Consider the following 22,300-nt stretch of genomic DNA (forward strand, 5'->3'; position numbering starts at 1 on the left):
CCGGTCGCAAGATGCAGTTCATCGACGCCGAGGCGGTCCACCGCCTTCTCGACTATCCGAGCCTCATCGCCGCCTTGCGCGAAGCGCATCGCATGAATGCCATGCCGGCTTCGCAGGCCCTCGTCATGGACGAGCCGGGCGCGGGGGAGAACAAATTCGTCTCGCTCCTTGCCTGGGCCGGCGGCGACGTCGTCGCCTCGAAGCTCGTCGGCGTCTTTCCCGGCAACCTGTCGCTTCGCGAGCCCCAACCCTCCGTGCAGGGCCTCGTCGCGCTCTTCGACGGGCGGACCGGCGCCCCGCTCGGCGTTTGCGACGGAACCTCGCTGACCTTCCGAAAGACGGCCGCCGATTCCGCGCTGGGAGCGAGTTTCCTCGCCCGCCAGGATGCAGAGGTGCTGCTCGTTCTCGGCGCTGGCGGACTCGCACCGCATGTCATCGAAGCTCACCGGGCCGCGCGCCCGTCCCTCCGCCGCGTCCTCGTCTGGAACCGGACAATGCAGCGGGCCGAAGCGCTCGTCGCGGAACTCGGACCGGCTGTCGAAGCAGAAGCGGTCATCGATCTCGATGCAGCCTTGGGAGAAGCCGACATCGTGTCGGCGGTAACGATGGCAACGGTGCCGATCATCCGCGGTGCCAGGCTTAAACCCGGTGCGCATGTGGACCTTATCGGCGCCTATCGCCCCGACATGCGCGAGGCGGACGACGACGTGGTGCGGCGCGCGCGACTCTTCGTCGATACGCGCAGCGGCTGCACGGGCTCGGGCGAGATCGCCGACCCTCTGGCACGCGGTCTGATCTCCATCGATGACATCGAAGCCGATCTTTTCGAGCTATGCGCCGGCACGCACGAAGGTCGCCGTTCACCGGACGAGATCACCATGTTCAAGAATGTCGGCGGCGCACATCTCGACCTATTCACGGCGCGCCATCTCCTCGCCCGGGCGAGAGCGGACGGCTGAAGGCGCCGTCATTCCCGCTTGGAATGGCAATCGCGAACAGCCGGTCCGGACATTCCTGCAAGAACGCCTTCGCCTTCCGGCTTGAAAATGCGGACTCGAAGAACATTCGAACCGTGAAGCTCGTCGTCCTTCGGCCCGGGCTCACGCTGCGGTGACGCGCCTCAGCCACTGTCGAAAAGCCTGCAATGGCGGGAAGGCCGTGCGCTTGCTCGGCCATGCGAGATAGTAGCGCTCAGTGCTTTCCATCGGGGCGTCCAGCGGCTCCACCAAGTCGCCGCGGGCCAGTTCCGCTTCGATGAGAAAGCGGGGCAGCAGCGCGACGCCGAGCCCGCCGATAGCCGCCTGGGACGCGATGGCGAACTGATCGATCAGCATTCCCGAAAGCGGCGGGAAAACCACGCCTTGGTTACGAAACCAGCGCTCCCAGGCATCCGGCCGGCTTTCCAGATGGATGAGCGGCACCTCTAGAAGACCCTCCGGACGCGACAGATCGAATTTCCTTGCCAGCGCTTGGCTGCAGGCCGGAACGACGGTCTCGCTCATCAGGAAGTCGAGTTCGGCGCCGGGCCAATGCGGCGCGCCGAAATGAATAGCTGCGTCGAGCTGATCCTCGCCGAAGTCGAACCTTGCGAGACGCGTCGAAAGGTTCAGGGTGATCCCGGGATTGGTCTCGGTGAACTGCGGTAGCCGCGGAGCCAGCCACCGCGTTCCGAATGTCGGCAAGATCCCGAGCTTCAAGGTTCCTCCGGTCGGATTGGCCTTGAAATTCAACGTAGCCTTCGAGATGCGCGACAAGGCTTCGCGAATTTCCTGGGCATAGGCCTCGCCGGCGAGCGTCAAGGTCACTGTCTGCCTTTCGCGCACGAAGAGATTCGATCCCACCGCCTCCTCCAGCGCCCTGACCTGCCGGCTGATCGCGCTCTGCGTCAGATGCAGTTCGGCTGCCGCTGCGGTGAAGCTCTGATGCCGAGCCGCGGCCTCGAAGGCACACAGGAGCGACATCGATGGAAGGAACCGCCGCGAAACACTCATGCCGCCCTCAGCCTGCGTCCACCGACCTTGGGTTCGATGGCGAGTCATTCATTCAATTCATGACATGATACCTCATCATCGTTTGAACGCGGAACGCATCCCTTCCAAAATGGTGGAGGATCGTGGGCACCCCTGCCCGCAATTTCGAGCCTATGCGGAACCGGCGACGAGCGAGATGATGAACGAGCGCACATTCGTTGATGCCGACGAGATCCGGACACGCTTCTCGCGCAGGATGTCAGACATGTACCGCTCCGAGGTGCCTCAATACGGCACACTCATGGAGCTCGTTGCCGATGTGAATGCTGCGACGCTGACTGCAAGCCCGGCCTTGAAGGCCGATCTCGAGCGCACCGACGATCTCGAACGCATCGGGTTGGAGCGGCATGGCGCCATCCGTCTCGGCACGGCGGAGGAACTCTTCACCATCCGCCGGCTCTTCGCCGTCATGGGAATGGTGCCGGTCGGCTATTACGATCTCTCCGTCGCTGGCGTCCCGGTCCATTCCACCGCCTTCCGGCCGGTGCGTGCGGAGAATCTTGCCCGCAATCCGTTCCGCGTCTTCACCTCCCTCCTGCGTCTCGAACTGATCGAGGAGGAGGCCCTTCGTGCCGAAACCGCCGCCATCCTCGCGCGGCGTCGCATCTTCACGCCCGGCGCATTGGCACTGATCGAGCGGTTCGAGGCGACGGGCGGGCTGACCTCGACCGAGGCCGACGACTTCGTGCGCGAGGCCGTGGAAACCTTTCGTTGGCATTCGGAAGCGACCGTCGATGCCGACACCTACGCGCGGCTCTCCAAGGTTCACCGGCTTATCGCCGATGTCGTCTGCTTCAAGGGCCCGCATATCAACCACTTGACGCCGCGCACGCTCGACATCGACGCCGTGCAACACGCGATGCCGGCGCACGGCATCGCGGCCAAGGACGTCATCGAGGGACCGCCGACGCGCCGCTGCCCGATCCTCCTGCGCCAGACGAGTTTCAAGGCGCTGGAGGAGCCGATCCGCTTCCAGGGCGAAGGCGAAGGACAAGCCGGCACGCACACGGCGCGCTTCGGCGAGATCGAACAGCGGGGTCTGGCGCTCACCCGAAAGGGCCGCGCCCTCTACGACGAGCTTTTGTCCAGCGTCCGCGACGCCGGGGGCCAGGGCAATGCCGGCGTGGACTACGCCCGCCGGCTCACCGAAGCTTTCGCTTCCTTCCCGGACGACTACGAGACGCTCCGCCGCGAGGGTTTCGGCTATTTCCGATATGTCCTGACGGACAAAGGCGACCAGGTCAGCTCCGCCGGCCTCGACTCGATGCCGATCGAGGCGCTCATGGCGAGCGGCTATGTCGATGCCTATCCGATCGTCTACGAGGATTTCCTGCCCGTCTCTGCGGCCGGCATCTTCCAGTCCAATCTCGGCGGACATGAGCAGCGCAGCTTTGCTGCCAACGCCAATCAGGGCGCCTTCGTCGAAGCTCTCGGTTCGGCCGTTGAAGACGAGTTCGCCGTTTACGAGAAAGCCGAGGCGCGGTCGATCGCGAGCGTTCGGGCCGGCCTTCGCCACGCCCTCCACCATAGCGCCGCCTGACGTCATGGAGGGGAGGCGCATCCTTCTGGATGAAGAGCCGGATTTCACCGGTTTCGCGCGCAATCTCGCCTCCGAAGGCTTTGCCGGCGACGTCACGGATGGGGTCGCGCAGCGCCTCCTCGCTGCGACGGACAACAGCATCTATCAAGTCCGCCCGGCATTGGTGCTCCACCCTAAATTGGGTCCGGACCTCAACGCCGCGGTCCGGGCGGCCTGTCGCACGCCTGGCCCCGCGGTTGCGTTGACCGCGCGGGGCGGCGGCACCGGCACGAATGGGCAGTCGCTGACGCGCGGTGTCGTCGTCGATATCTCGCGCCACATGAACCGCATCCTCCGCCTCGATGCCGAGGCGCGGCTCGTGACGGTGGAGCCGGGTGTCGTGCTCGATCAGCTCAACGCGGCTCTTGCCCCGTACGGCCTGTTCTTCCCGCCTTCGGTCTCCACCGCCTCGCGCGCGACGCTCGGCGGGATGGTGGCGACCGATGCCTCGGGCAAGGGCTCGCGCATCTACGGCAAAACGTCCGCCTGGATCGAAGCGCTCGACATCGTCCTGTCGGACGGCAACGATTGGACGGTGCGCGCAATGCCGATCGCGGAAGCCGAGGCAATCGCCCTGAGGCCCGATCTCGTCGGCGCGATACACCGAACCGTGCTCGACATCGTCCGCGACAAAGCCGAAACGATTGCTCGCGTATTTCCCGGCCTGAACCGCAGCCTGACCGGCTACAATCTCGAAGGGGTGATCCGCCCGGACGGGCTCTTCGACCTCTCCTTCCTCCTAGCGGGATCGGAAGGCACGCTCGCGATTACCAAATCGATCACCTTGCGGCTCGCCCCACAGCCGAAGCTGAAGGCTCTGGTCGTTGCGCGCTACGCCTCCTTCGATACGGCGCTGCGCGACGTCCAGAACCTTCTCGCGGCGGAGCCTTCGGCGATCGAGGTGCTCGACGATAAGGTCCTGGCGCTGGCATCCCAGGATATCCTCTGGACGGGCATCGAAGGCGTCCTGGGGGGCAGGGCGTCCGAGCCGGTCATGGGTCTGAACTTCATCGAATTCGTTGCCGAAGACGAAGCGACGCTGACGGCTTCGCTGGCGGCGGCGCAAGCGCTTTTGGCCGCCTCGCCGCATCGGGCGATGGACTGGAAACTCCTGCGCGATGCGGGAACGATCCGGCGGCTCTGGCAGCTGCGCGAGAAGTCGGTGGGCCTTCTCGGCCGGCTCGATGGCAAGCGCCAGGGCACGGCCTTCGTCGAAGATACGGCCGTGCCGCCGGAGCGCCTCGCCGATTACGTCGCCGACTTCCGCTCCATCCTCGACCGTCATGAGCTTCGCTACGGCATGTTCGGTCATGCCGATGTCGGCTGTCTCCATGTGCGCCCTGCGCTCGACATGACCGATCCGGCCGACGCGCGCATGATCCGGCTCCTCTCGGACGAGATAGCCTCGCTGACGAAGTCCTATGACGGCCTGCTCTGGGGCGAGCACGGACGCGGCTTCCGGGGCGAGTATTCGCCGCTCTTCTTCGGTCCCGAACTCTATCCGGCGCTGGAGGCGATCAAGGCCGCCTTCGATCCCGCCGACATGTTCAACCCCGGCAAGCTCGCCTCGCCGAACGGAACGGGCCGAGTAGACCCGATCGACGGCGTGCCGCTGCGGGGCGAGGCCGACCGGGCAATCGACGCCGAGCGGGCCGCGGCCTTCGATCGCGCGCTCGCCTGCAACGGCAATGCCGCTTGTCACTCCTGGGCGCTCTCGGAACCGATGTGCCCGTCCTACAAGGCGACGCGAGACCGCGTGCAGTCACCGAAGGGCCGCGCGGTGCTCCTGCGGGAATGGGCTCGGCTCTCTTCCGAGCGCGACCGGGGCTCGCCCGTCGCGCCTGAACTGGAGACTGTCGCCGCCGCGCTGAAGACGAGCCTCGACACCTGCCTGTCCTGCCAGGCCTGCACCAGCCAATGTCCGGTGAAGGTCGACGTGCCGACGATGCGCTCCCGCTTCCTGGCGGACTACTATCGCACGCGGTCTCGCCCATTGCGCGACCGTCTGATGGGGCGGATGGAGCTGGCGCTGCCGCTGGCGCGCCGCTTTCCGCGTCTCGCCAATGCGCTTCTTTCGGCGGCTCCAGTGCGGCGCGGCATCGGGCGACATCTCGGCCTCGTGGATCTGCCGGCGCTGCGTCCGGCGCGCGACATTAGAAGGACGTCGGCGTCCTCCTTCGCCCGCAAGGTCGTGCTCCTTCGCGACAGCTTCACCGCCTCCTTCGACGGCGCCGTCCACGAAGCGGCCGTTGGCGTCTTGGAGCGCCTAGACTACGAGGTGATCTCCTCGCCTGTCTGGCGGAACGGCAAGCCGGAGCACGTCCTTGGATTCTCTGATCGTTTCGCCCGCAAAGCCGAACGTGCCCAGATCATGCGGGAGCGGCTCGGAGCGGATGGGGTTCCGCTCGTCAGCCTCGACGCCGCGACGGGCCTCCTGTTCGAGCGGGAGTACCAAGCCTGTGCGCCACGATCCGAAGCGCCCCGGGTCCAAGCGATCGAAGCCTTTTTGGCCAAGGCCCTCGACGAAGGTGGACTGACCGAGGCGCAAGGCGCATCCGAAAGCGAATTCCGGCTGCATCTTCACTGCACCGAACGCACGGCACGCCCTGAGACGGGAGCGACATGGCTGAAGGTCCTGGCGCATTTCGGCTTGAAGGCGAGCGTTCCCTCGCTTGGCTGTTGCGGCATGGCAGGCATGTTCGGCCACGAAGCCGAGCATGCGGCACTGTCGCGCACGATCTTCGACCAGAGTTGGATACCGGCCCTGGCTGAACATACGCCGGGGATGATCCTGGCGACGGGCTTTTCCTGCCGCTGCCAGACGAAGCGCTTTGCGGGCTTTCGCCCCGCCCATCCGATCGAAGCGATCGCGACGAGACTTGGAGTCCGAGCCCCATGAGGAACGATCCGCGCAGCCACGGCCTCTGGGAAAATTCTGCCCCACCGGCTCCGGTGACGAAGGCGCTGGCGGATGAAGTTCAGGCCGACGTCGCGGTGATCGGCGGTGGCTTCACCGGCTGTTCGGCGGCGCTGCATCTGGCGGAAGGCGGCGTCGATGTCGCCGTGCTGGAAGCAGAGGAGATCGGCTTCGGCGGCTCGGGCCGCAATGTCGGCCTCGTCAATGCCGGCATGTGGGTGATGCCGGACGATCTACCCGGCGCGCTGGGCGAGGTGTATGGCGAGCGGCTGCTGCGCCTTCTCGGCGATGCGCCGCGCACCGTCTTCGACCTCGTCGAGAAGCATGGCATCGATTGCGAGGCCGAACGGCAGGGTACGCTCCATTGCGCGGTCGGGGCGAAGGGCCTTGCCGAGTTGCGGGAGCGCGAGCGGCAATGGCGGGAGCGCGGCGCGCCCGTCCGCCTGCTGGATGCCGAGGAAACCGCCGCCAAGGTCGGTACCAGAGCCTATGCCGGCGCGCTGCTCGACAAGCGGGCCGGCACGATCCAGCCGCTCGCCTATGCGCGGGGCCTTGCCGGCGCGGCGATCGCGGCGGGCGCGAAGCTCTTTACGAGAAGTCCGGTCGTCTCGGCGACGGACGAGGGGCGGACTTGGGCATTGCGGACCCCGAACGGCACGGTGCGCGCGAGGGCCGTCGTCGTCGCGACGGATGCCTATGCGTCCGGCATCTGGCCGGAAGTCCGTCAGGAGCAGCTGCATCTGCCTTATTTCAACATGGCGACACCGCCGCTCGGAGACAATGTGCGGCGCTCCATCCTGCCGGAGCGCCAGGGCGCCTGGGACACCAAGGAGATCCTGTCGTCCTTCCGCTTCGACCGAGCGGGTCGGCTCGTCTTCGGCTCGGTCGGGGCGCTGCGCGGGCCAGGTCAAGCAATCCATCGCGACTGGGGCCGGCGATCCCTCGCCAGGCTCTTCCCGCAACTCAGCGGGATCGATTTCGAATATCAATGGTACGGCAAGATCGGCATGACGGCGAACAGCCTACCGCGCTTCCACCGCCTCGGGCGCGACGTCTTGTCCTTCAGCGGCTATAACGGCCGGGGCATCGCGCCGGGAACGGTGTTCGGCCGCTGTCTCGCCGACCTCCTCCTGGGAAGGATTTCCGAGGCCGAGCTTCCGCTGCCCGTCACCGAAATCGAGACCGTGCCGCGCCGGGCCATACGCGAAGCCTATTACGAGGTTGGCGCGCAAGTCGCCCATCTTGCCGGCGCTCGATTCTAAACTTCTCGCCGCATCCAAACGACAGGACCGACCAAGACATGATCAGCACGTCCGCAGCCCTCGCCCATGAAGCCCGCGACATCCTCGCGAGCCTTGGCCTTTCCCCGGAACAGGTGAGCGACGGCGCCCATGACGTCGTTTCGCCGGTCGATGGTTCGGTCCTCGCCTCGATCCCCCTCGCTGGACCGGCGGAGGCTGCCGAAGCCATCGGCCGGGCTCACGCTGCCTTTCTCGAATGGCGGGCCGTTCCTGCGCCTCGGCGCGGCGAACTCGTCCGCCTGCTCGGCGAGGAACTGCGCGTGCACAAGGACGCGCTCGGCCGGCTCGTCAGCCTCGAAGTCGGTAAGTCGCCCTCGGAAGGTCTTGGCGAGGTCCAGGAGATGATCGACATCTGCGATTTCGCGGTCGGGCTGTCGCGGCAGCTCTACGGGCTCGTGATCCAGTCCGAGCGGGCCGACCACAAGCTGACCGAACAATGGCACCCGATCGGCGTGGTCGGCGTCATCTCGGCCTTCAACTTCCCCGTCGCCGTCTGGTCGTGGAACGCGGCGCTGGCATTGGTCTGTGGCGATGCGGTCGTATGGAAGCCTTCGGAAAAAACGCCGCTGACCGCGCTGGCCGTGCAGGCGATCTTCGATAAGACGGCGGCGCGCTTCGGCGGCGTGCCGGCGGGGCTGTCGACGCTTCTCGTCGGCGGGCGCGATGTCGGGGAGGCCTTGGTGGACGATCCGCGCGTGCCGGTCGTTTCGGCCACGGGCTCGACCCGCATGGGTCGCGCGGTCGGCGAGCGGCTGGCGCGGCGCTTCGCGCGGGCGATCCTGGAGCTTGGCGGCAACAACGCCTCGATCGTCACACCCTCGGCAGATCTCGACCTGACGCTGCGCGCCGTCGCCTTCGGCGCGATGGGCACAGCCGGCCAGCGCTGCACCACGCTGCGCCGCCTGATCGTGCATGAAAGCGTCTATGACCAGCTCGTGCCGCGTCTCGCCAAGGTCTACGGCTCGATCTCCGTCGGCGATCCGCTGACGAGCGAGGCGCTAGTCGGCCCGCTGATCGACTGCGCCGCCTTCGAAGGCATGGGCAACGCGCTGGAGGCGGCGAAGGCGGCAGGCGGCACGGTCCACGGAGGAACGCGCGTCGACGTCAACGGCCCGAATTCCTTCTATGTCCGCCCGGCCCTCGTCGAGATGCCGTCGCAGACTGGTCCCGTTCTGGAAGAGACCTTCGCGCCGATCCTCTATGTCCTGAAGTATCGCGATCTCGACGAGGCCATCGCGCTGCAGAACGGGGTGCCGCAGGGCCTCTCCTCCTCGATCTTCGCCACCGACATGCGCGAAGTCGAGCGCTTCCTGTCGGTGCAAGGCTCGGATTGCGGCATCGCCAACGTCAACATGGGCACGTCCGGCGCCGAGATCGGCGGGGCCTTTGGCGGCGAGAAGGAAACCGGGGGCGGGCGCGAAAGCGGCTCGGACGCCTGGAAGGCTTACATGCGCCGCCAGACCAACGCCATCAACTACGGCCGCTCCCTGCCGCTCGCTCAGGGCGTCAAGTTCGACGTCGATGGCGGCTCGGCCAAGGCATGAGCGCACTTCCCAAAACCGAGCCTCGCGCTTTCGAGCCGGCCGAACGCATCGCCTCGATCGGCGTCTCGGAAATCCTGAAGATCACGGCCAAGGCGGGCGCGCTGAAGCGCGCCGGTCGCCCGATGATCATCCTCGGCGCAGGCGAGCCGGACTTCGACACGCCGGACAACGTCAAGGAAGCGGCGATCCGGGCCATTCGCGATGGCAAAACCAAATATACCGCGCTCGACGGCTCGCCCGAATTGAAAGAGGCGGTGCGCCGCAAGTTCGCGCGAGAGAACGGCCTTGTCTTCACGCAGGACGAAGTAACCTGCGGTGCCGGCGCCAAGCAGGTGCTCTACAACGCCTTCATGGCGACGTTGGATGAGGGCGACGAGGTGGTGATCCCCACCCCCTACTGGACGAGCTACAGCGACATCGTGGCGATCGCGGGCGGAACGCCGATCCTCGTGCCCTGCGGGGCCGAAGCGGGCTTCCGCTTGAGCGCCGAACAGCTCGAAGGCGCCATCACGCCACGCACCCGCTGGCTGCTGTTGAACTCACCCTCGAACCCGTCCGGCGCGGCCTATACCGCGGATGATCTGGCCGCTCTCGCCAAGGTTCTTTGCCGCCATCCGCATGTCTGGGTCATGTCGGATGACATGTACGAGCACATCCTCTATGACGGTCTCCGCTTCGCCACGTTCGCGGCCGTCGCACCGGACCTTCGCGACCGGACGCTGACCGTCAACGGCGTCTCCAAAGCCTATGCCATGACGGGCTGGCGCATCGGCTATGGCGGCGGTCCAGCGCCGCTCGTCAAGGCGATGGCCGTGGTGCAGAGCCAGGCGACGTCCTGTCCCTCCTCGGTCAGCCAGGCGGCGTCGATCGAGGCGCTCTGCGGACCGCAGGCGATCGTCGCCGAGCGGCGCGCCGCCTTCCAACATCGGCGCGATCTAGTCGTCGCCGGTCTGAACGCTATCCCGGGTCTCGACTGCCCAGTGCCGCAGGGTGCCTTCTACACCTTCGCCTCCTGCCGGGGGCTTCTCGGTGCGCGCACGCCGGACGGGCGCATTATCGCAACCGACCGCGACTTCGCCGACTACCTTCTGGACTCCGACGTTGCGGTGGTGCCGGGGTCGTCCTTTGGCTTGGAGCCCTTCTTCCGTATATCGTACGCTACCGCGGAAGAGGAACTACAGACCGCCATCGGGCGCATAAGTACTGCTTGCGAGAAACTCCGTCGATAGACTGTCACGATGAGGCGACGAAGGCGGCCGAAGACCAATCATAGCCGCGCTGGGTCATCCTCATATGCTTTCGGGTGAGCAAAAACGGTTCCAGTGAAGGGTATCTGGCTTGTGACTCTCGCCAGTACCGTGACCGCAACCGCATCGAGCACATGTTCAACCTAGGGCACGCTGGCACGTGAGATCCGGAGACCCGTCGGGTGGTATAGGTGGCGGTGCTCGGCGCTAGAGCGGCGGCGATAGGCGCTCGGCGTCGCACCGTAGCGCTCCTTGAACGCCCGGCTGAAATGAGCGCTGCTCTGGAAGCCGGCAATCTCGGCGACGTGACGGATCGTGTCGTCGGTGTAGAAGAGTTGGTCACGGGCCCGCTCAAGACGGAGGCCAAGATAGTGGGTCGCCGGCGAAACGCCCGAGACGCGCTGGAACAGCCGCTCCACGGTGCGCCGCGAAGCGCCCGCCTGCCGGCATAGCTCGTCGATCGGCAATGGGTAGGAGACATTGGCGACCATCAGCCGAAGCACGCGCTGCCAGACCGGCGAGGAGACGTCCTCCAACGCCGGACGCTGCGGTGTCGTGCCGACGCGCGCGCGCCCGTGGACGAAGCCGTTTGCGACGATCTGCGCGAGCCCCGGCCCGTGATCTTCCTCGATCAGCGTCAGCATCATATCGAGCGCGGCGGTGCCGCCTGCGCAGGTCCAGCGGCCGCGATCGATGACGAAGAGTTCCTCCACCACGTCTGCGTCGGGATAGAGGTCGAGATAGGCCGGGATCGCCTCCCAGTGCAGCGTCAGGCGATAGCCCGCCAGCACGCCGGCCGCGGCGAGCGCGAAGGCGCCGGTGTCGAGCGCGCCGAGCCGAGCCCCGAAGACGGCGCGCCGATGCAGCCAGTCGAGGAGATCGCGTTGGAGCGTGCGGGTGGGGTCGTTGCCCGCGCACACGATGACGAAACCTGGCGAATAGCTCGGCGAGACGGCGCGCGTCGCCTCGATCACCATGCCGTTTCCCGCCGTCACTTGGCCGCCGTCGCCGGAAGCAAAGGCCCAGTCGTAGAGCGTTTCGCCGGCATTTTGGTTGGCGAGACGCAACGCCTCGATCGCCGGCACCAGCGCATAGAGGGGAAATTCGGGCAACAAGGCGAAGCAAATGTCGCGCATCGACTCATCCTCACATATTGGCGCACATGGTCAATCCTGTGGCGCAATCAGTCAATGATCTAGGAATGTAATTCTGCAATCATCGTCGTCGAACAAAGATAATATCGCACCGCACGCAGTTCGAAACGACCCATTCGATAGGATCGAAGGCGACGAAGGTGCGTCCGCGCCCGCGTCATCGCCGTAACGACAAGATTGAGATGAAAATGGACGCAAGTGCGCTGAAAGCCGAACTTCGGGGATGCTACATTACCATCCCCACGATGTTTCGGGACGACGATCTCGAATTGAACACAGGAGCGATCACCCGGCACGTGGACTTTTTGCGAAGCAATGGCGTCGCACGTGGCAATGGGGTTCTCTTGGCAGGCGGCGCGGCGGGCGATTTCTCGACGATGACCTTCGACGAGCGCGTGTGTGTAGCCGAGACGGTGGCGGAAGCGGCGAACGGCGCCGTGCCGCTCGCCATGGGTGCCCAAACGACCAGCACGCGCGAACTCGTCGCGCTGGCACGGGCCGCCGAACGGTTGAAATTCCAATTCATCCAAGTCTCGTGCCCCTTCTACTTCAACCACACCGAAGCCGACTTCCTCGACTACGTGAAGGCTGCGGCCGAAGCGGCTGATGTCGGGCTCATCATCTACAACACGTTCTGGACGAGCGCCGGGGTGTCGTTCCGCACGGTGGAAAAGCTTGCGGAGATTCCGAACGTCATCGGCTTGAAATGGGCGACGCCGCGTACCGACGCGATGGAGTTCGAGGACGTGGTCTCGACCTTCTCCTCGCGCCTCTCGATCATCGACAATCACCTGATGTTCCCACTCAGCCACGCGCTCGGCGCGCGCGCCTTCGAGGTGCACCTCTCGAACTACTGGCCAGCCTGGGGTCTGAAGCTCCTTGCCGATCTGGAGTCCGGCCACTACGCCGAGGTCCAGCGCAATCTCGTCTCCGAAGCCATGCCCTTCTACAAGCTCTGGATGGAGATCGAGGCCGGCTTCACCAGCGGCGACGGCTATCTCGACAAGCTCTGCATGGAACTCGTCGGACTGGATTCCAGCCGCTGCCGCGCGCCGACGCGCGATGTGCGCCACGACTACCGCGAGAAGTGCCGTGACATGCTTCTTCGAACCGGCGTCCCCGGCGTCCTGCCGCACGCCGCGGCCTGACGCGACACACCCATACGATTTTCAAGCAAGGTGCATGAACCGATGCCTAGGAATGTCAGCCATCATACGATCTGGCACGACTCCAACCGATCCAACAATCAGATCTGCACGCGTCTTCTGAAGAATGGCGACATCCTAGCCGTCTTCAACGAGGAGCGATTTCCCTTCCATCACGACAGTGGGCAGACGGTGATGATCCGCTCCCGGGATGGCGGACGCACCTGGGATCCGGCGACGCGCAAGGTCGTGCTGCCCATGACGCAGACGCAGGGAAACTGGGACTGCGGCATCTGCGAGCTTTCGGACGGAACGCTTCTCGTCAACCTCACCATCACCGGCTTCTTCAAGCGTGGCGTGCGCAACGAGCAGCCGTCTTGGAGCGCTCATCCCATGACGCGCGAGTACGGCGACTGGACCTGGGCCTACAAGCTTCAGGGCTGGCTCGGCACCTATGTCCTGCGCTCGACCGACGGCGGCGAAACCTGGAGCGAACCGATGCCGGTGAACATCCGGCCGCTGAAGCATGGTGGCTGCCGGCTCGGCATCTGGGAGTTACCCTCGGGCTCGCTTCTGATGGGCCTGTACGGCCGAATCCGCGGCTACGGCGAGGAGGGCGAAGGCGAATCGACGCGCTCGGCCCTCATGCGGTCGGATGACGGCGGAGAGAACTGGGAGTATTTCTCGACGCTCGCCTATGATCCCGCCAGCATCATCGACTACGAGGAGCCGGCGCTGCTTCGGCTCGCCGACGGCCGGCTCGTGTGTTTCATGCGCACTCACGTCAATCCGTCGAGCGACGCGCGCAACATGGTGATGACGGTCTCAGAGGACGACGGCTTTTCCTGGACGCCGCCCAAATGGACCAACATTTGGGGCTTTCCGGCCGAACTCATCACTCTCCAGGACGGCCGCTACCTCATGGTTTACGGCTATCGCCGTCCGCCTTACGGCGTGCGCGGCGTTATCTCGGAGGATGGCGTCACCTGGGACATCAAGAACGAGTTCGTCATTCGCGAGGGCGGTCTGCCCGGCCAGACCTCGGAGGCCAAGCCGGGCTCCAGTGTGATGACGCCCGGCACCGGCGAATCCTCGGCGGGAGTGGTGTCTCTGACCCATCCCGGCGGGTTCCAGCACATTGGCTATCCCAGCGTCGTCCAGATGCCGGACGGCACGATCGTCGCCTCCTACCATGAGTGGAGCGACGATCCAGCGCCCGTCCAGTATGTGCGTTGCACACGCTTCGAACTCGATCGCTAGGGGCGCAGCGCGATGACCTCCGGCGAGCGGACCATTCTGCGGGACGACAGACGCTATATCGCCCATCCCCATATGGTACGCCTCGCCGGCGGAACGCTGTTGCTCGTCGCGACTTCCGGGCCGCGCCGACCCGTCACGCTCCATCCCCCCCTCGATCCCGATTTCGTCAATCTCGTGATCCGCTCGGACGATGAGGGCGAAACTTGGTCTGCTCCGGTTTTCGCACCGTCACCGGACTTGAGCGGCATGGAATGCGCGGGTCTGACGGCGCTTCCCGATGGCTCGGTGCTGCTCAACCAGTGGCGCTTTCGTTGGTACGCCGAGGAGGAGGCGCCGACACGCTCGGCCGAGCCGCTGCTTGCCGTTGCCGGAGAGCTTCGCGGCGAACTCGACGCCTCGCTCGAACTCGATGGCGGGCCGACTGACACGATCCGCTGGTCGCGCGGGGGCGGCTCCGTCACCGTCTGCCGCAGCCTCGACGCCGGACGTTCCTGGTCGAGCCCCTCGGCGATCGACGTAGCGCCCTATAGCGGCGGTTACGGCCTGCGCGGCGGGCTGGTCCTTCCCTTCGGCGAAATCCTCCTGCCTTTATCAGACGTGCCGCACTACGCGCGGATCTTCCTCGTGCGTTCGCACGACGGTGGCTCGACCTGGTCGTCGCCCGTGCCGGTTGCGGCCGTCGACGGATACGCCTTCGAGGAGCCGGCACCTTATCTGGCTTCCGACGGCTCCATCCTCCTCGTGCTTCGCGAGAACGCCACGCGCCGGCTCCACTCCGTGCGCTCGACCGATGGCGGGCGGAGCTGGAGCACGCCCGTCCCGAACGGGCTCACCGGCTACCCCGCCGATCTCGTCGGCCTCGGCGAGGGGCGCGTCGCGGCCGTCACCGGCTGGCGCGACGCGCCGGGCGAAATCCGACTGCATGTGTCCGAAACCGACGGACGGGCCTGGACTTGCGAGCCCACCTTCGTGGCGGGGAACTTCGGCACGCGCGACTGCGGCTACCCCACCGCCGTCCAACTCCGAAACGGCGACCTTCTCGTAGCCTACTATCGCCGGGACGAGGCGGGGGTCACCGGAATCTATGCACGCCGGGTGGCGCGGGGTGCAGCCGGGTTCGCACAATCACATCATCGGCGGCCGAAAGCGGCCTGAACAGCGGCAACGAGAAAAAGGGACGAACGACATGAGCACTTTCAACATTTCGCGCCGCCGGTTCCTAGAAGGCTCGGTCGCGGCCGGCGCAGCGATGACGACCGGCGGTCTCTTCGCCCCGGCCATAGCGCAGGGAACGACCGAGATCGTCCACTGGAGTTGGCTCCAGGCCTCCGACGGCGAGGTCTGGACGAAAGCGATCGCCGCCTTCAATCAGGCTCATAAGGACAAGGGAGTCCAGATCCGCATGGAACTGGTGCCCGAAGAGCAGTACCGCACCAAGATCCTTGCCGCCACCGCCTCAGGCAGCGCCCCGGACTTCGGTTGGGGCACGGCGGGCAAGGACGCCGCGCTCGCCAAGGACGGTGTGACCGTACCGCTCGACGATCTGGCTAAGGCTGCCGGTCTCGATCTCGCCGATTTCTCGGAAAGCTCGCTGAAGGCGGCGAAGTACCCCAAATACGGTCCCGAGCTGCAGATGGTCCCGATGGACCTGATGAGCCTGCAACCGCTCCTCAACGTTGATCACGCGGTCGCCGCCGGCCTCGACCCGAACGCACCGCCTACCGACGAGGCGAGCCTCATCGAGTGGGCGACGAAGCTGACCCAACGCCAAGGGGATCAGATCACGCGGTCGGGGATCTTGATGACCGGCACCGGCCTTCAGCCAGCAGTTACCTGGGGCATCGTCGCCGAGCAGATGGGCTTTCGACGTGCCAGCGACGATCTGAAGACCGCTGCGGTTAATCCCGAGGCCGGCAAGGCCGCGATGCAGTGGGTGATCGACCTTTTTGACAAGCACAAGGTCTCCGATCGGAACGTCACCGACCGCTACAAAGCGTTCGGTGCGGGCGAGGGATCGATCTTCTGGACGGGCCCTTGGACGCTCGCTGGCTACAAGGAGCAGGGGCTAAACTTCAAGCCGTTCCTCTTCCCAAAGATCGGCAAGGAGCAGGTCACCTATTTCGAGATGGGTGGCCTCCAGCTCTACCGGCAGAAGGACGAAAGTCGGCATGCTGCCACGATGGCGGCCGTGAAGTGGCTGTCGGACAACAGCTTCCTGTGGACGACGGAAGGGCGCGGCGCCTCGCCGCGCAAATCGATTCTCGACAAGCCCGACTACAAGACGGCCGGACTGTCCTGGGATCTGCGCGGCCCCTTCGTCGAGGGCATGAAATTCGCCACCGTCGGCGAGGTCCCGGTTCCCGCGGGGCCCGACTTCACGATCTACACCAATACCGGCTATCTCGCCCGAGCCCTGGAAGGCGTCTGGGTCGGCCAGAAGTCGATCGACGACGCGATGGCCGAGATCACCCAGCAATGGCAGCAGGATCTCGACGACGCCTGAGACCCTCGCGGGCGGCCTTAGCCGCCCGCGCCTGACATCGGGCGGCCGACAAGCTACCCGATCCGCGATCCGCAGGCCTTCGAAGGACAGACCGCTTGGTTGCCATCCACGAGACGATCGCATCGAAGAGCCGCCGTCGCCCCTCCGAGTCGCGCACGGACTGGGTGGCCTATCTCTTTGTGTCGTTTTTTACCGTACCGTTTCTTCTCTTCAACGTCCTGCCTGTGCTGTTCGGCTTCTATCTCGCATTCACCAACTGGTCGATTATCGGGACCCCCAGCTTCGCTGGCTTCGACAACTTCACGCGCGCTTACAACGACCGCCTGCTCTGGCAGGCGTTCTTCAACACGCTGCGCTATGCGCTGGTGATCGTGCCTTCGGTCGTGATCTTGGCCTATCTCGCAGCTCTTTACGTGCATCAGCGCTGGGCTCTTTCTGGCTTGGCGCGCACACTGTTCTTTGCGCCGAACGTCGTGGCCGCGACGGTCGTCGGTCTTGTCTGGGTGGCCGTTCTCGATAACCGGACGGGACCGGTCAACGAGCTTCTGGCGCTCGTCGGCGGACCGTCGATCCCGTGGTTGACGAGCACGCAGTGGGCCTGGGTCGGCATATCGGCGGCTTCGATCTGGTGGGATCTCGGTCTCGCTTTCGTGCTCTTCCTCGCCGCGCTCCAGGACGTGCCGAGGGAACTCGAAGAGGCTGCCACCGTGGACGGTGCGCGTTGGGATCAGACGCTGCGCTATGTGATCCTGCCCGCAACCTGGCCGACTATCGTCATGGTTCTAACGCTGCAACTGATCTCGACGCTGCGTATCTTCAGCCAGGTCTACCTGATGACGGCGGGCGGCCCGGCCGGCACCACGATGTCGGTCATCCAGCACATCTATAACTCGGCGGTGGTGCGCAACATGATGGGCTACGCCTCGGCGGTCTCGATGATCCTCTTCGTCGTGATCCTGACGTTGGCTGCCCTGCAGGGCCGATTCTTGAAAAGGCGGGGCCGATGAGCGCACTCGATCTGTCCGGCGAGCCCGATCCGTCTGCCGGACGCCACACCGGCCGCCCCCTTGGCAAGGGCCTGCTCTGGCTCGTCGGTATGAGCTTCGCGCTGCTCTGGGCGTTCCCGTTCTTCTGGATGGTCTCGACCTCGTTCAAGTCGCCCGGCGAAGCGCTCACCGGCGGTTTGTCGCTGCTGCCCACCGTGCCGACGCTCGACAACTACGCCCGGGTCTTCGCACAATATCCGATGGGCCGCTGGGCCCTTAACAGCCTCGTCGTTTCGGCGACAGCGACCCTCTTCGGCGTCCTTTTCGGGGCGATGGCGGGCTATGCCCTGGCGCGCCTGACCTTTCCCGGACGCAACGTGCTGTTCGCCCTGTTCATCGCCTCGCTCATGATTCCAGCCGAGACGACCGTCGTGCCGATGCTGATCGGCTTTATCAAGGTCGGCTGGGCCAGTACCTATCAGGCGCTGATTCTTCCCTCGATCGCGCAGGTCATCAGCGTCTACATCTTCCGCCAGTTCTTCCTCGATTTCCCGAAGGAGCTGGAGGAGGCCGCCATCGTCGACGGCGCAAGCCGCTGGACGATCTTCTGGCGCATCGCCTTCCCGATCGCGCGGGCCCCGGCGATCGCGGCGACCGTCATCCTCTTCAATCTCAACTGGAACAACTTTCTGTGGCCACTGCTCGTCACCTTTGAGGAATCGATGAAGACGATGCCCGTCGGCGTCGCTGCCTTCGCGCCGACGATCGGCTCGCACACGCAGCTGGAGGGCTATGGCATGGGCATGGCGGCGGTGACGCTGCTCAGCCTTCCGAGCCTCGTGCTCTTCTTCCTGCTGCAGGGCTACTTCATCGCCGGCATCCGCGCCGGCGGCGTGAAGGGGTGAGCCGATGAAACCTCGCCGTCTTCGTCTCTCAGTGTTCGGATAGGCCCCATGGCATCGGTACAGCTTCGCAACGTCCAGAAATCCTACGGGCCGCTCGACGTTGTCCAGAATGTGTCGATCGACATAGCGGACGGCGAATTCGTCGTGCTCGTCGGTCCATCCGGCTGCGGAAAGTCGACGCTTCTGCGCATGGTGGCGGGATTGGAGGCCATTACCGGCGGCGATATCGCGATCGGTGCCAAACGCGTCAACGACCTCCCTTCGAAGGCCCGCAACATCGCGATGGTCTTCCAGAACTACGCGCTCTATCCGCATATGACGGTTGCCGAGAACATGGGCTTTTCCCTGACGCTCGCGGGCACCGGCAAAGGGCAGATCAAAAAGCGCGTGACGGAGGCCGCCGACATCCTCGGCCTCGATGCCCTTCTCGGACGCTATCCCCGCGAGCTCTCCGGCGGCCAGCGCCAGCGCGTCGCGATGGGCCGCGCCATCGTCCGTGACCCGCAGGTGTTTCTGTTCGACGAGCCGCTTTCGAACCTTGACGCCAAGCTGCGCGTCCAGATGCGCGCTGAAATTAAGGCACTGCACCAGAGGCTGGGGACGACAACGATCTACGTCACGCACGATCAGGTCGAGGCGATGACGATGGCCGACAAGATCGTCGTCCTGCGCGGCGGTCGTATCGAGCAGGCCGGCCGACCCCTCGACCTCTACGACCGCCCGGCCAATCCGTTCGTTGCGAGCTTCATTGGCTCGCCCTCGATGAACTTCCTGTCAGGCAGCGTCGAAGGCGCTGCCTTTCTGACCGACGCCGGCGAGTGTCTGCCGGTGCCACCCGGCTGCGCAAGTGCCGCGTTGTACGGCGTCCGGCCCGAGCATGTGGCGATCGACCCCACCGGTCCGATCGCGGCCGAGGTCCTGCTCGTCGAACCGACGGGCTCGGAGACGCAGGTGACGTTCCGCGCGACAGGCGACGCCGCGCGGTCCGAGATCGTCGGTCTCTTCCGCGAACGAACCGATCTCGTTCCGGGTGCAAGGGTCCGTCTCCGGCCCGATCCCGCGAACGCCCATCTTTTCGGTGCCGACGGCTCGCGTCTGAACTGAGCGGCTTCACCCGACCCTTCCATTGGATCGTCCCTTGTCAAAGCCCGTCCTCCTTCTGCGGCCCCTCGACCCGATCGGCATTGCGCTCGGCGATCTCGAACGTGGGGATGCAACCGGCATCGCGGGGCTTCTCGCCACGACGGCCATTCCCAAGGGCCACAAGATCGCACTTCGTGCGATCCGCGAGGGTGAGGCGGTGACGAAATTCGGTACCGTCATCGGCACGGCCTCGGCGGACATCGCTGCCGGTGCCCACGTTCACACCCAGAACGTCGCCTTCCGCGCCTCCGCCGCGAGCCGCAATCTCCAGGCGGTCGGACGCCTCGCTCGTGTGCGCTCCGAGATCCGCTCCGCTTCGACGTTCGAGGGTTATCGTCGGGCGGATGGGCGCGTCGGCACACGCAACGTCCTCCTGGTCATGGCGACGGTGAACTGCTCGGCGACCGTGGCCAAGCGCATCGCCGCGGTCTTCAAGGAGCGGGTCGATCTTACGGCCACCCCGTCCGTCGACGACGTGATTGCGCTGACGCATCAGCATGGCTGCAGCTTTCAGGCCGCTGGCCCCGGTATGGATATCCTGCGCCGGACGCTCGCCGGTTACGCGACGCATCCGAACGTTGCCGGCGTCCTCGTTGTTGGCCTCGGCTGCGAGGACAATCAAGTCGACGGCTTCCTCGCCACCGCCGGCCTTTTGCCGACACCGCTCCTGCGGACCCTCGTGATCCAGGAGAACGGCGGCAGTCTGGCGACCATCGAGGCCGGCGTCGCAGCCTTGCGCGATATGCTCCCGCTCGCGGCCGCTGCGGCACGAACGACGATGCCGGCGAGCTATCTGACGCTTGCTCTCCAATGTGGCGGGTCCGATGCGTTCTCTGCCATCTCCGCCAATCCGGCGCTCGGCGTCGCCGCCGATCTCCTGGTTGCAGAGGGCGGCACCGCCATCCTCTCGGAAACCCCCGAAATCTACGGTGCCGAGCAGCTTCTCCTCGATCGTGCCGCGACGCCTGAGATCGGCGAAAAGCTCATCGGTCTCCTCGAATGGTGGGAGCGGAGCGCGGCCGAGGATGCAGGCAGCCTCGACAACAATCCATCGCCTGGCAACAAGGCGGGCGGCATCACCACGATCCTCGAAAAGTCGCTGGGCGCGGTCGCCAAGAGCGGGTCGAGCCCTCTGGTCGGCGTCTACGCCTATGCGGAGAGGATCCGGACACCCGGCCTCGTCTTCATGGATTCGCCGGGCTACGACCCGGTCTCGGCCACCGGCCAGATCGCGGCAGGCGCCAATGTCGTCTGCTTCACCACAGGGCGCGGCTCTTGCTTCGGCTCTGCTCCCGTGCCCTCGCTGAAGCTTGCCACCAATTCCGCGCTTGCCCGCCGGATGCCGGACGACATCGACGTCGACTGCGGCACCATCGTCGAGGGCATCGCGACCCATGACGAGGTCGGCCATCGGATCTTCGAGGAGATCCTTGCGGCGGCATCGGGCAGGCCGACCAAGAGCGAGGCGCTCGGCTACGGCGAAGCGGAGTTCATCCCCTGGGCGATGGGGCTCATCTATTGAGGACGACTGACATGCGTTACGCACCTTCCGAGCTCAGAGCCTTCGCGGCCGCCCTTCTGGCCGCCGCCGGCCTCGACGGTGACAAGCCGGCCATCGTCGCCGAACGGCTCGTCGCCGCCGACGGGATGGGTCACACGACCCACGGCCTCGCTCAGCTCGGCGACTATCTCGAGGAGATCGAGGCCGGGCGCATGGCCAAGACCGGCGAACCCGCCATCCTCTCCGACCGGGGTGCGGTCGCGGTCTGGGACGCCCGGCGGTTGCCGGGGGTCTGGGTGACTGCGCTCGCAGTGACAACGGCGGTTGAGCGGGCGCGCATTTACGGCTCGGCGTCTATCGCCATCCGGCGCAGCCATCACATCGCCTGCCTTGCCGCCTTCCTGCCTATCGCGACCGACGCCGGCATGATGGTGCTTCTGTCGAGCAGCGATCCCTCCGATGCGCATGTCGCGCCCTTCGGCGGCACGAAGGCGGTCTTCACGCCGGACCCGATCGCCATCGGTATCCCGACGAGCGGCGACGCCATCCTGATCGATACCTCCGCCTCCATCACGACGGCTGGCCTCAGCGCGCGGCTGCGCGGCGAAGGCGGCCGCTTCCCCGGCCTCTGGGCGCAGGACGCCGCGGGGCGGCCAAGCGACGATCCCGCCGTTCTCATCGCCGACCCCAAGGGCACGCTTCTGCCGACGGGCGGAGCCGACCATGGCCACAAGGGTTACGGCCTCGCTCTCATGGTAGAGGCTCTGACCCAGGGACTCTCCGGCTACGGACGGGCGGACGGCGAGAGCGAATGGGGGGCTTCGGTCTTTGTGGAGGTCTTCGATCCCGAAGCCTTCGCCGGCCGAGCGGCCTTCCTGCGCCAAACAGATTTCGTGGCCGAAGCCTGCCGCGCCAATCCCCCGATCGACCCCGCACGGCCCGTCCGGCTGCCAGGCGCCAAGGCGCTGTCCGGCCTCCAGCGGGCCGAAACCGAGGGGCTGACGCTTCATCCGGGCATCCTCTCCGGTCTCGAGCCCTTCGCCAATGCCCTTGGCGTCGCGATGCCGGACGTCCGAACCTAGACG

The 22,300-nt window shown here is 65.7% G+C and carries 17 protein-coding genes; 15 read left to right on the forward strand and 2 right to left on the reverse strand.

The window, feature by feature from the left end; all coding sequences use genetic code 11:
* The first annotated feature begins 11 nt into the window (after positions 1–11).
* A complete protein-coding gene (gene lhpI / locus F9929_RS09825; RefSeq protein ID WP_152046381.1) occupies positions 12–959 on the forward strand; it encodes a bifunctional Delta(1)-pyrroline-2-carboxylate/Delta(1)-piperideine-2-carboxylate reductase in 948 nt (315 codons plus the stop codon).
* A 141-nt stretch (positions 960–1,100) separates the two neighbouring features.
* On the opposite strand, the gene F9929_RS09830 is transcribed toward lhpI, so the two are convergent.
* Positions 1,101–1,991: a LysR family transcriptional regulator gene (locus F9929_RS09830; RefSeq protein ID WP_152046382.1), complete on the reverse strand. Its 891-nt coding sequence runs from the start codon at positions 1,989–1,991 to the stop codon at positions 1,101–1,103.
* Between the two features lie 178 nt (positions 1,992–2,169).
* On the opposite strand from F9929_RS09830, the gene hglS reads away from it, so the two are divergent.
* Genes hglS through F9929_RS09855 form a run of 5 tightly spaced genes read left to right on the forward strand, consistent with a single transcriptional unit; the run spans position 2,170 to position 10,600 of the window.
* Positions 2,170–3,570, forward strand: coding sequence for a 2-oxoadipate dioxygenase/decarboxylase HglS (hglS, locus tag F9929_RS09835; RefSeq protein ID WP_210251323.1), 1,401 nt, complete (start codon positions 2,170–2,172; stop codon positions 3,568–3,570).
* A gap of 4 nt (positions 3,571–3,574) precedes the next feature.
* On the forward strand, positions 3,575–6,508 hold the full coding sequence (locus tag F9929_RS09840; protein ID WP_152046383.1) for an FAD-binding and (Fe-S)-binding domain-containing protein: 2,934 nt from the start codon (positions 3,575–3,577) through the stop codon (positions 6,506–6,508).
* Positions 6,505–7,788, forward strand: coding sequence for an NAD(P)/FAD-dependent oxidoreductase (locus F9929_RS09845; RefSeq protein ID WP_152046384.1), 1,284 nt, complete (start codon positions 6,505–6,507; stop codon positions 7,786–7,788). The genes F9929_RS09840 and F9929_RS09845 overlap by 4 nt, the downstream gene beginning before the upstream one ends.
* A gap of 38 nt (positions 7,789–7,826) precedes the next feature.
* Positions 7,827–9,371, forward strand: a complete 1,545-nt coding sequence (gene amaB / locus F9929_RS09850; RefSeq protein WP_152046385.1) for an L-piperidine-6-carboxylate dehydrogenase — start codon at positions 7,827–7,829, stop codon at positions 9,369–9,371.
* On the forward strand, positions 9,368–10,600 hold the full coding sequence (locus tag F9929_RS09855; protein WP_152046386.1) for a pyridoxal phosphate-dependent aminotransferase: 1,233 nt from the start codon (positions 9,368–9,370) through the stop codon (positions 10,598–10,600). Before amaB ends, F9929_RS09855 begins: the two co-directional genes overlap by 4 nt.
* 161 nt (positions 10,601–10,761) lie before the next feature.
* Here F9929_RS09855 and F9929_RS09860 read toward each other — a convergent pair whose 3' ends face one another.
* Positions 10,762–11,754, reverse strand: coding sequence for a GlxA family transcriptional regulator (locus tag F9929_RS09860; protein ID WP_152046387.1), 993 nt, complete (start codon positions 11,752–11,754; stop codon positions 10,762–10,764).
* 263 nt (positions 11,755–12,017) lie between these two features.
* Here F9929_RS09860 and F9929_RS09865 point away from each other — a divergent pair, with 263 nt between their 5' ends.
* The 9 genes from F9929_RS09865 (at position 12,018) to F9929_RS09905 (ending at position 22,297) form a co-directional block, all read left to right on the forward strand.
* Positions 12,018–12,920 (forward strand): dihydrodipicolinate synthase family protein, encoded by a 903-nt coding sequence (locus tag F9929_RS09865; RefSeq protein ID WP_268915648.1) that lies wholly within the window; start codon positions 12,018–12,020, stop codon positions 12,918–12,920.
* A gap of 42 nt (positions 12,921–12,962) precedes the next feature.
* Complete coding sequence (locus F9929_RS09870) at positions 12,963–14,177, forward strand: sialidase family protein (RefSeq protein ID WP_152046388.1); 1,215 nt, start codon at positions 12,963–12,965, stop codon at positions 14,175–14,177.
* Positions 14,178–14,189: 12 nt separating this feature from the next.
* Positions 14,190–15,332 carry a sialidase family protein gene (locus tag F9929_RS09875; RefSeq protein WP_152046389.1) on the forward strand — a complete coding sequence of 381 codons (1,143 nt, stop codon included), beginning with the start codon at positions 14,190–14,192 and terminating at the stop codon, positions 15,330–15,332.
* Between the two features lie 31 nt (positions 15,333–15,363).
* Entirely contained in the window at positions 15,364–16,680 is a 1,317-nt protein-coding gene (locus tag F9929_RS09880; RefSeq protein ID WP_193227685.1) for a substrate-binding domain-containing protein, read from the forward strand.
* A gap of 95 nt (positions 16,681–16,775) precedes the next feature.
* Entirely contained in the window at positions 16,776–17,687 is a 912-nt protein-coding gene (locus F9929_RS09885) for a carbohydrate ABC transporter permease (protein ID WP_152046391.1), read from the forward strand.
* A gap of 89 nt (positions 17,688–17,776) precedes the next feature.
* Positions 17,777–18,571 carry a carbohydrate ABC transporter permease gene (locus F9929_RS09890; protein WP_193227686.1) on the forward strand — a complete coding sequence of 265 codons (795 nt, stop codon included), beginning with the start codon at positions 17,777–17,779 and terminating at the stop codon, positions 18,569–18,571.
* A 48-nt stretch (positions 18,572–18,619) separates the two neighbouring features.
* Complete coding sequence (locus F9929_RS09895; protein ID WP_152046393.1) at positions 18,620–19,675, forward strand: ABC transporter ATP-binding protein; 1,056 nt, start codon at positions 18,620–18,622, stop codon at positions 19,673–19,675.
* 34 nt (positions 19,676–19,709) lie between these two features.
* Positions 19,710–21,236: a UxaA family hydrolase gene (locus tag F9929_RS09900; protein WP_152046394.1), complete on the forward strand. Its 1,527-nt coding sequence runs from the start codon at positions 19,710–19,712 to the stop codon at positions 21,234–21,236.
* A gap of 11 nt (positions 21,237–21,247) precedes the next feature.
* Positions 21,248–22,297: an Ldh family oxidoreductase gene (locus tag F9929_RS09905; protein ID WP_152046395.1), complete on the forward strand. Its 1,050-nt coding sequence runs from the start codon at positions 21,248–21,250 to the stop codon at positions 22,295–22,297.
* The last annotated feature ends 3 nt before the right edge of the window (positions 22,298–22,300 follow it).

Origin of the sequence: Aureimonas psammosilenae (assembly GCF_009176975.1) — a bacterium.
GTDB lineage: Bacteria > Pseudomonadota > Alphaproteobacteria > Rhizobiales > Rhizobiaceae > Plantimonas > Plantimonas psammosilenae.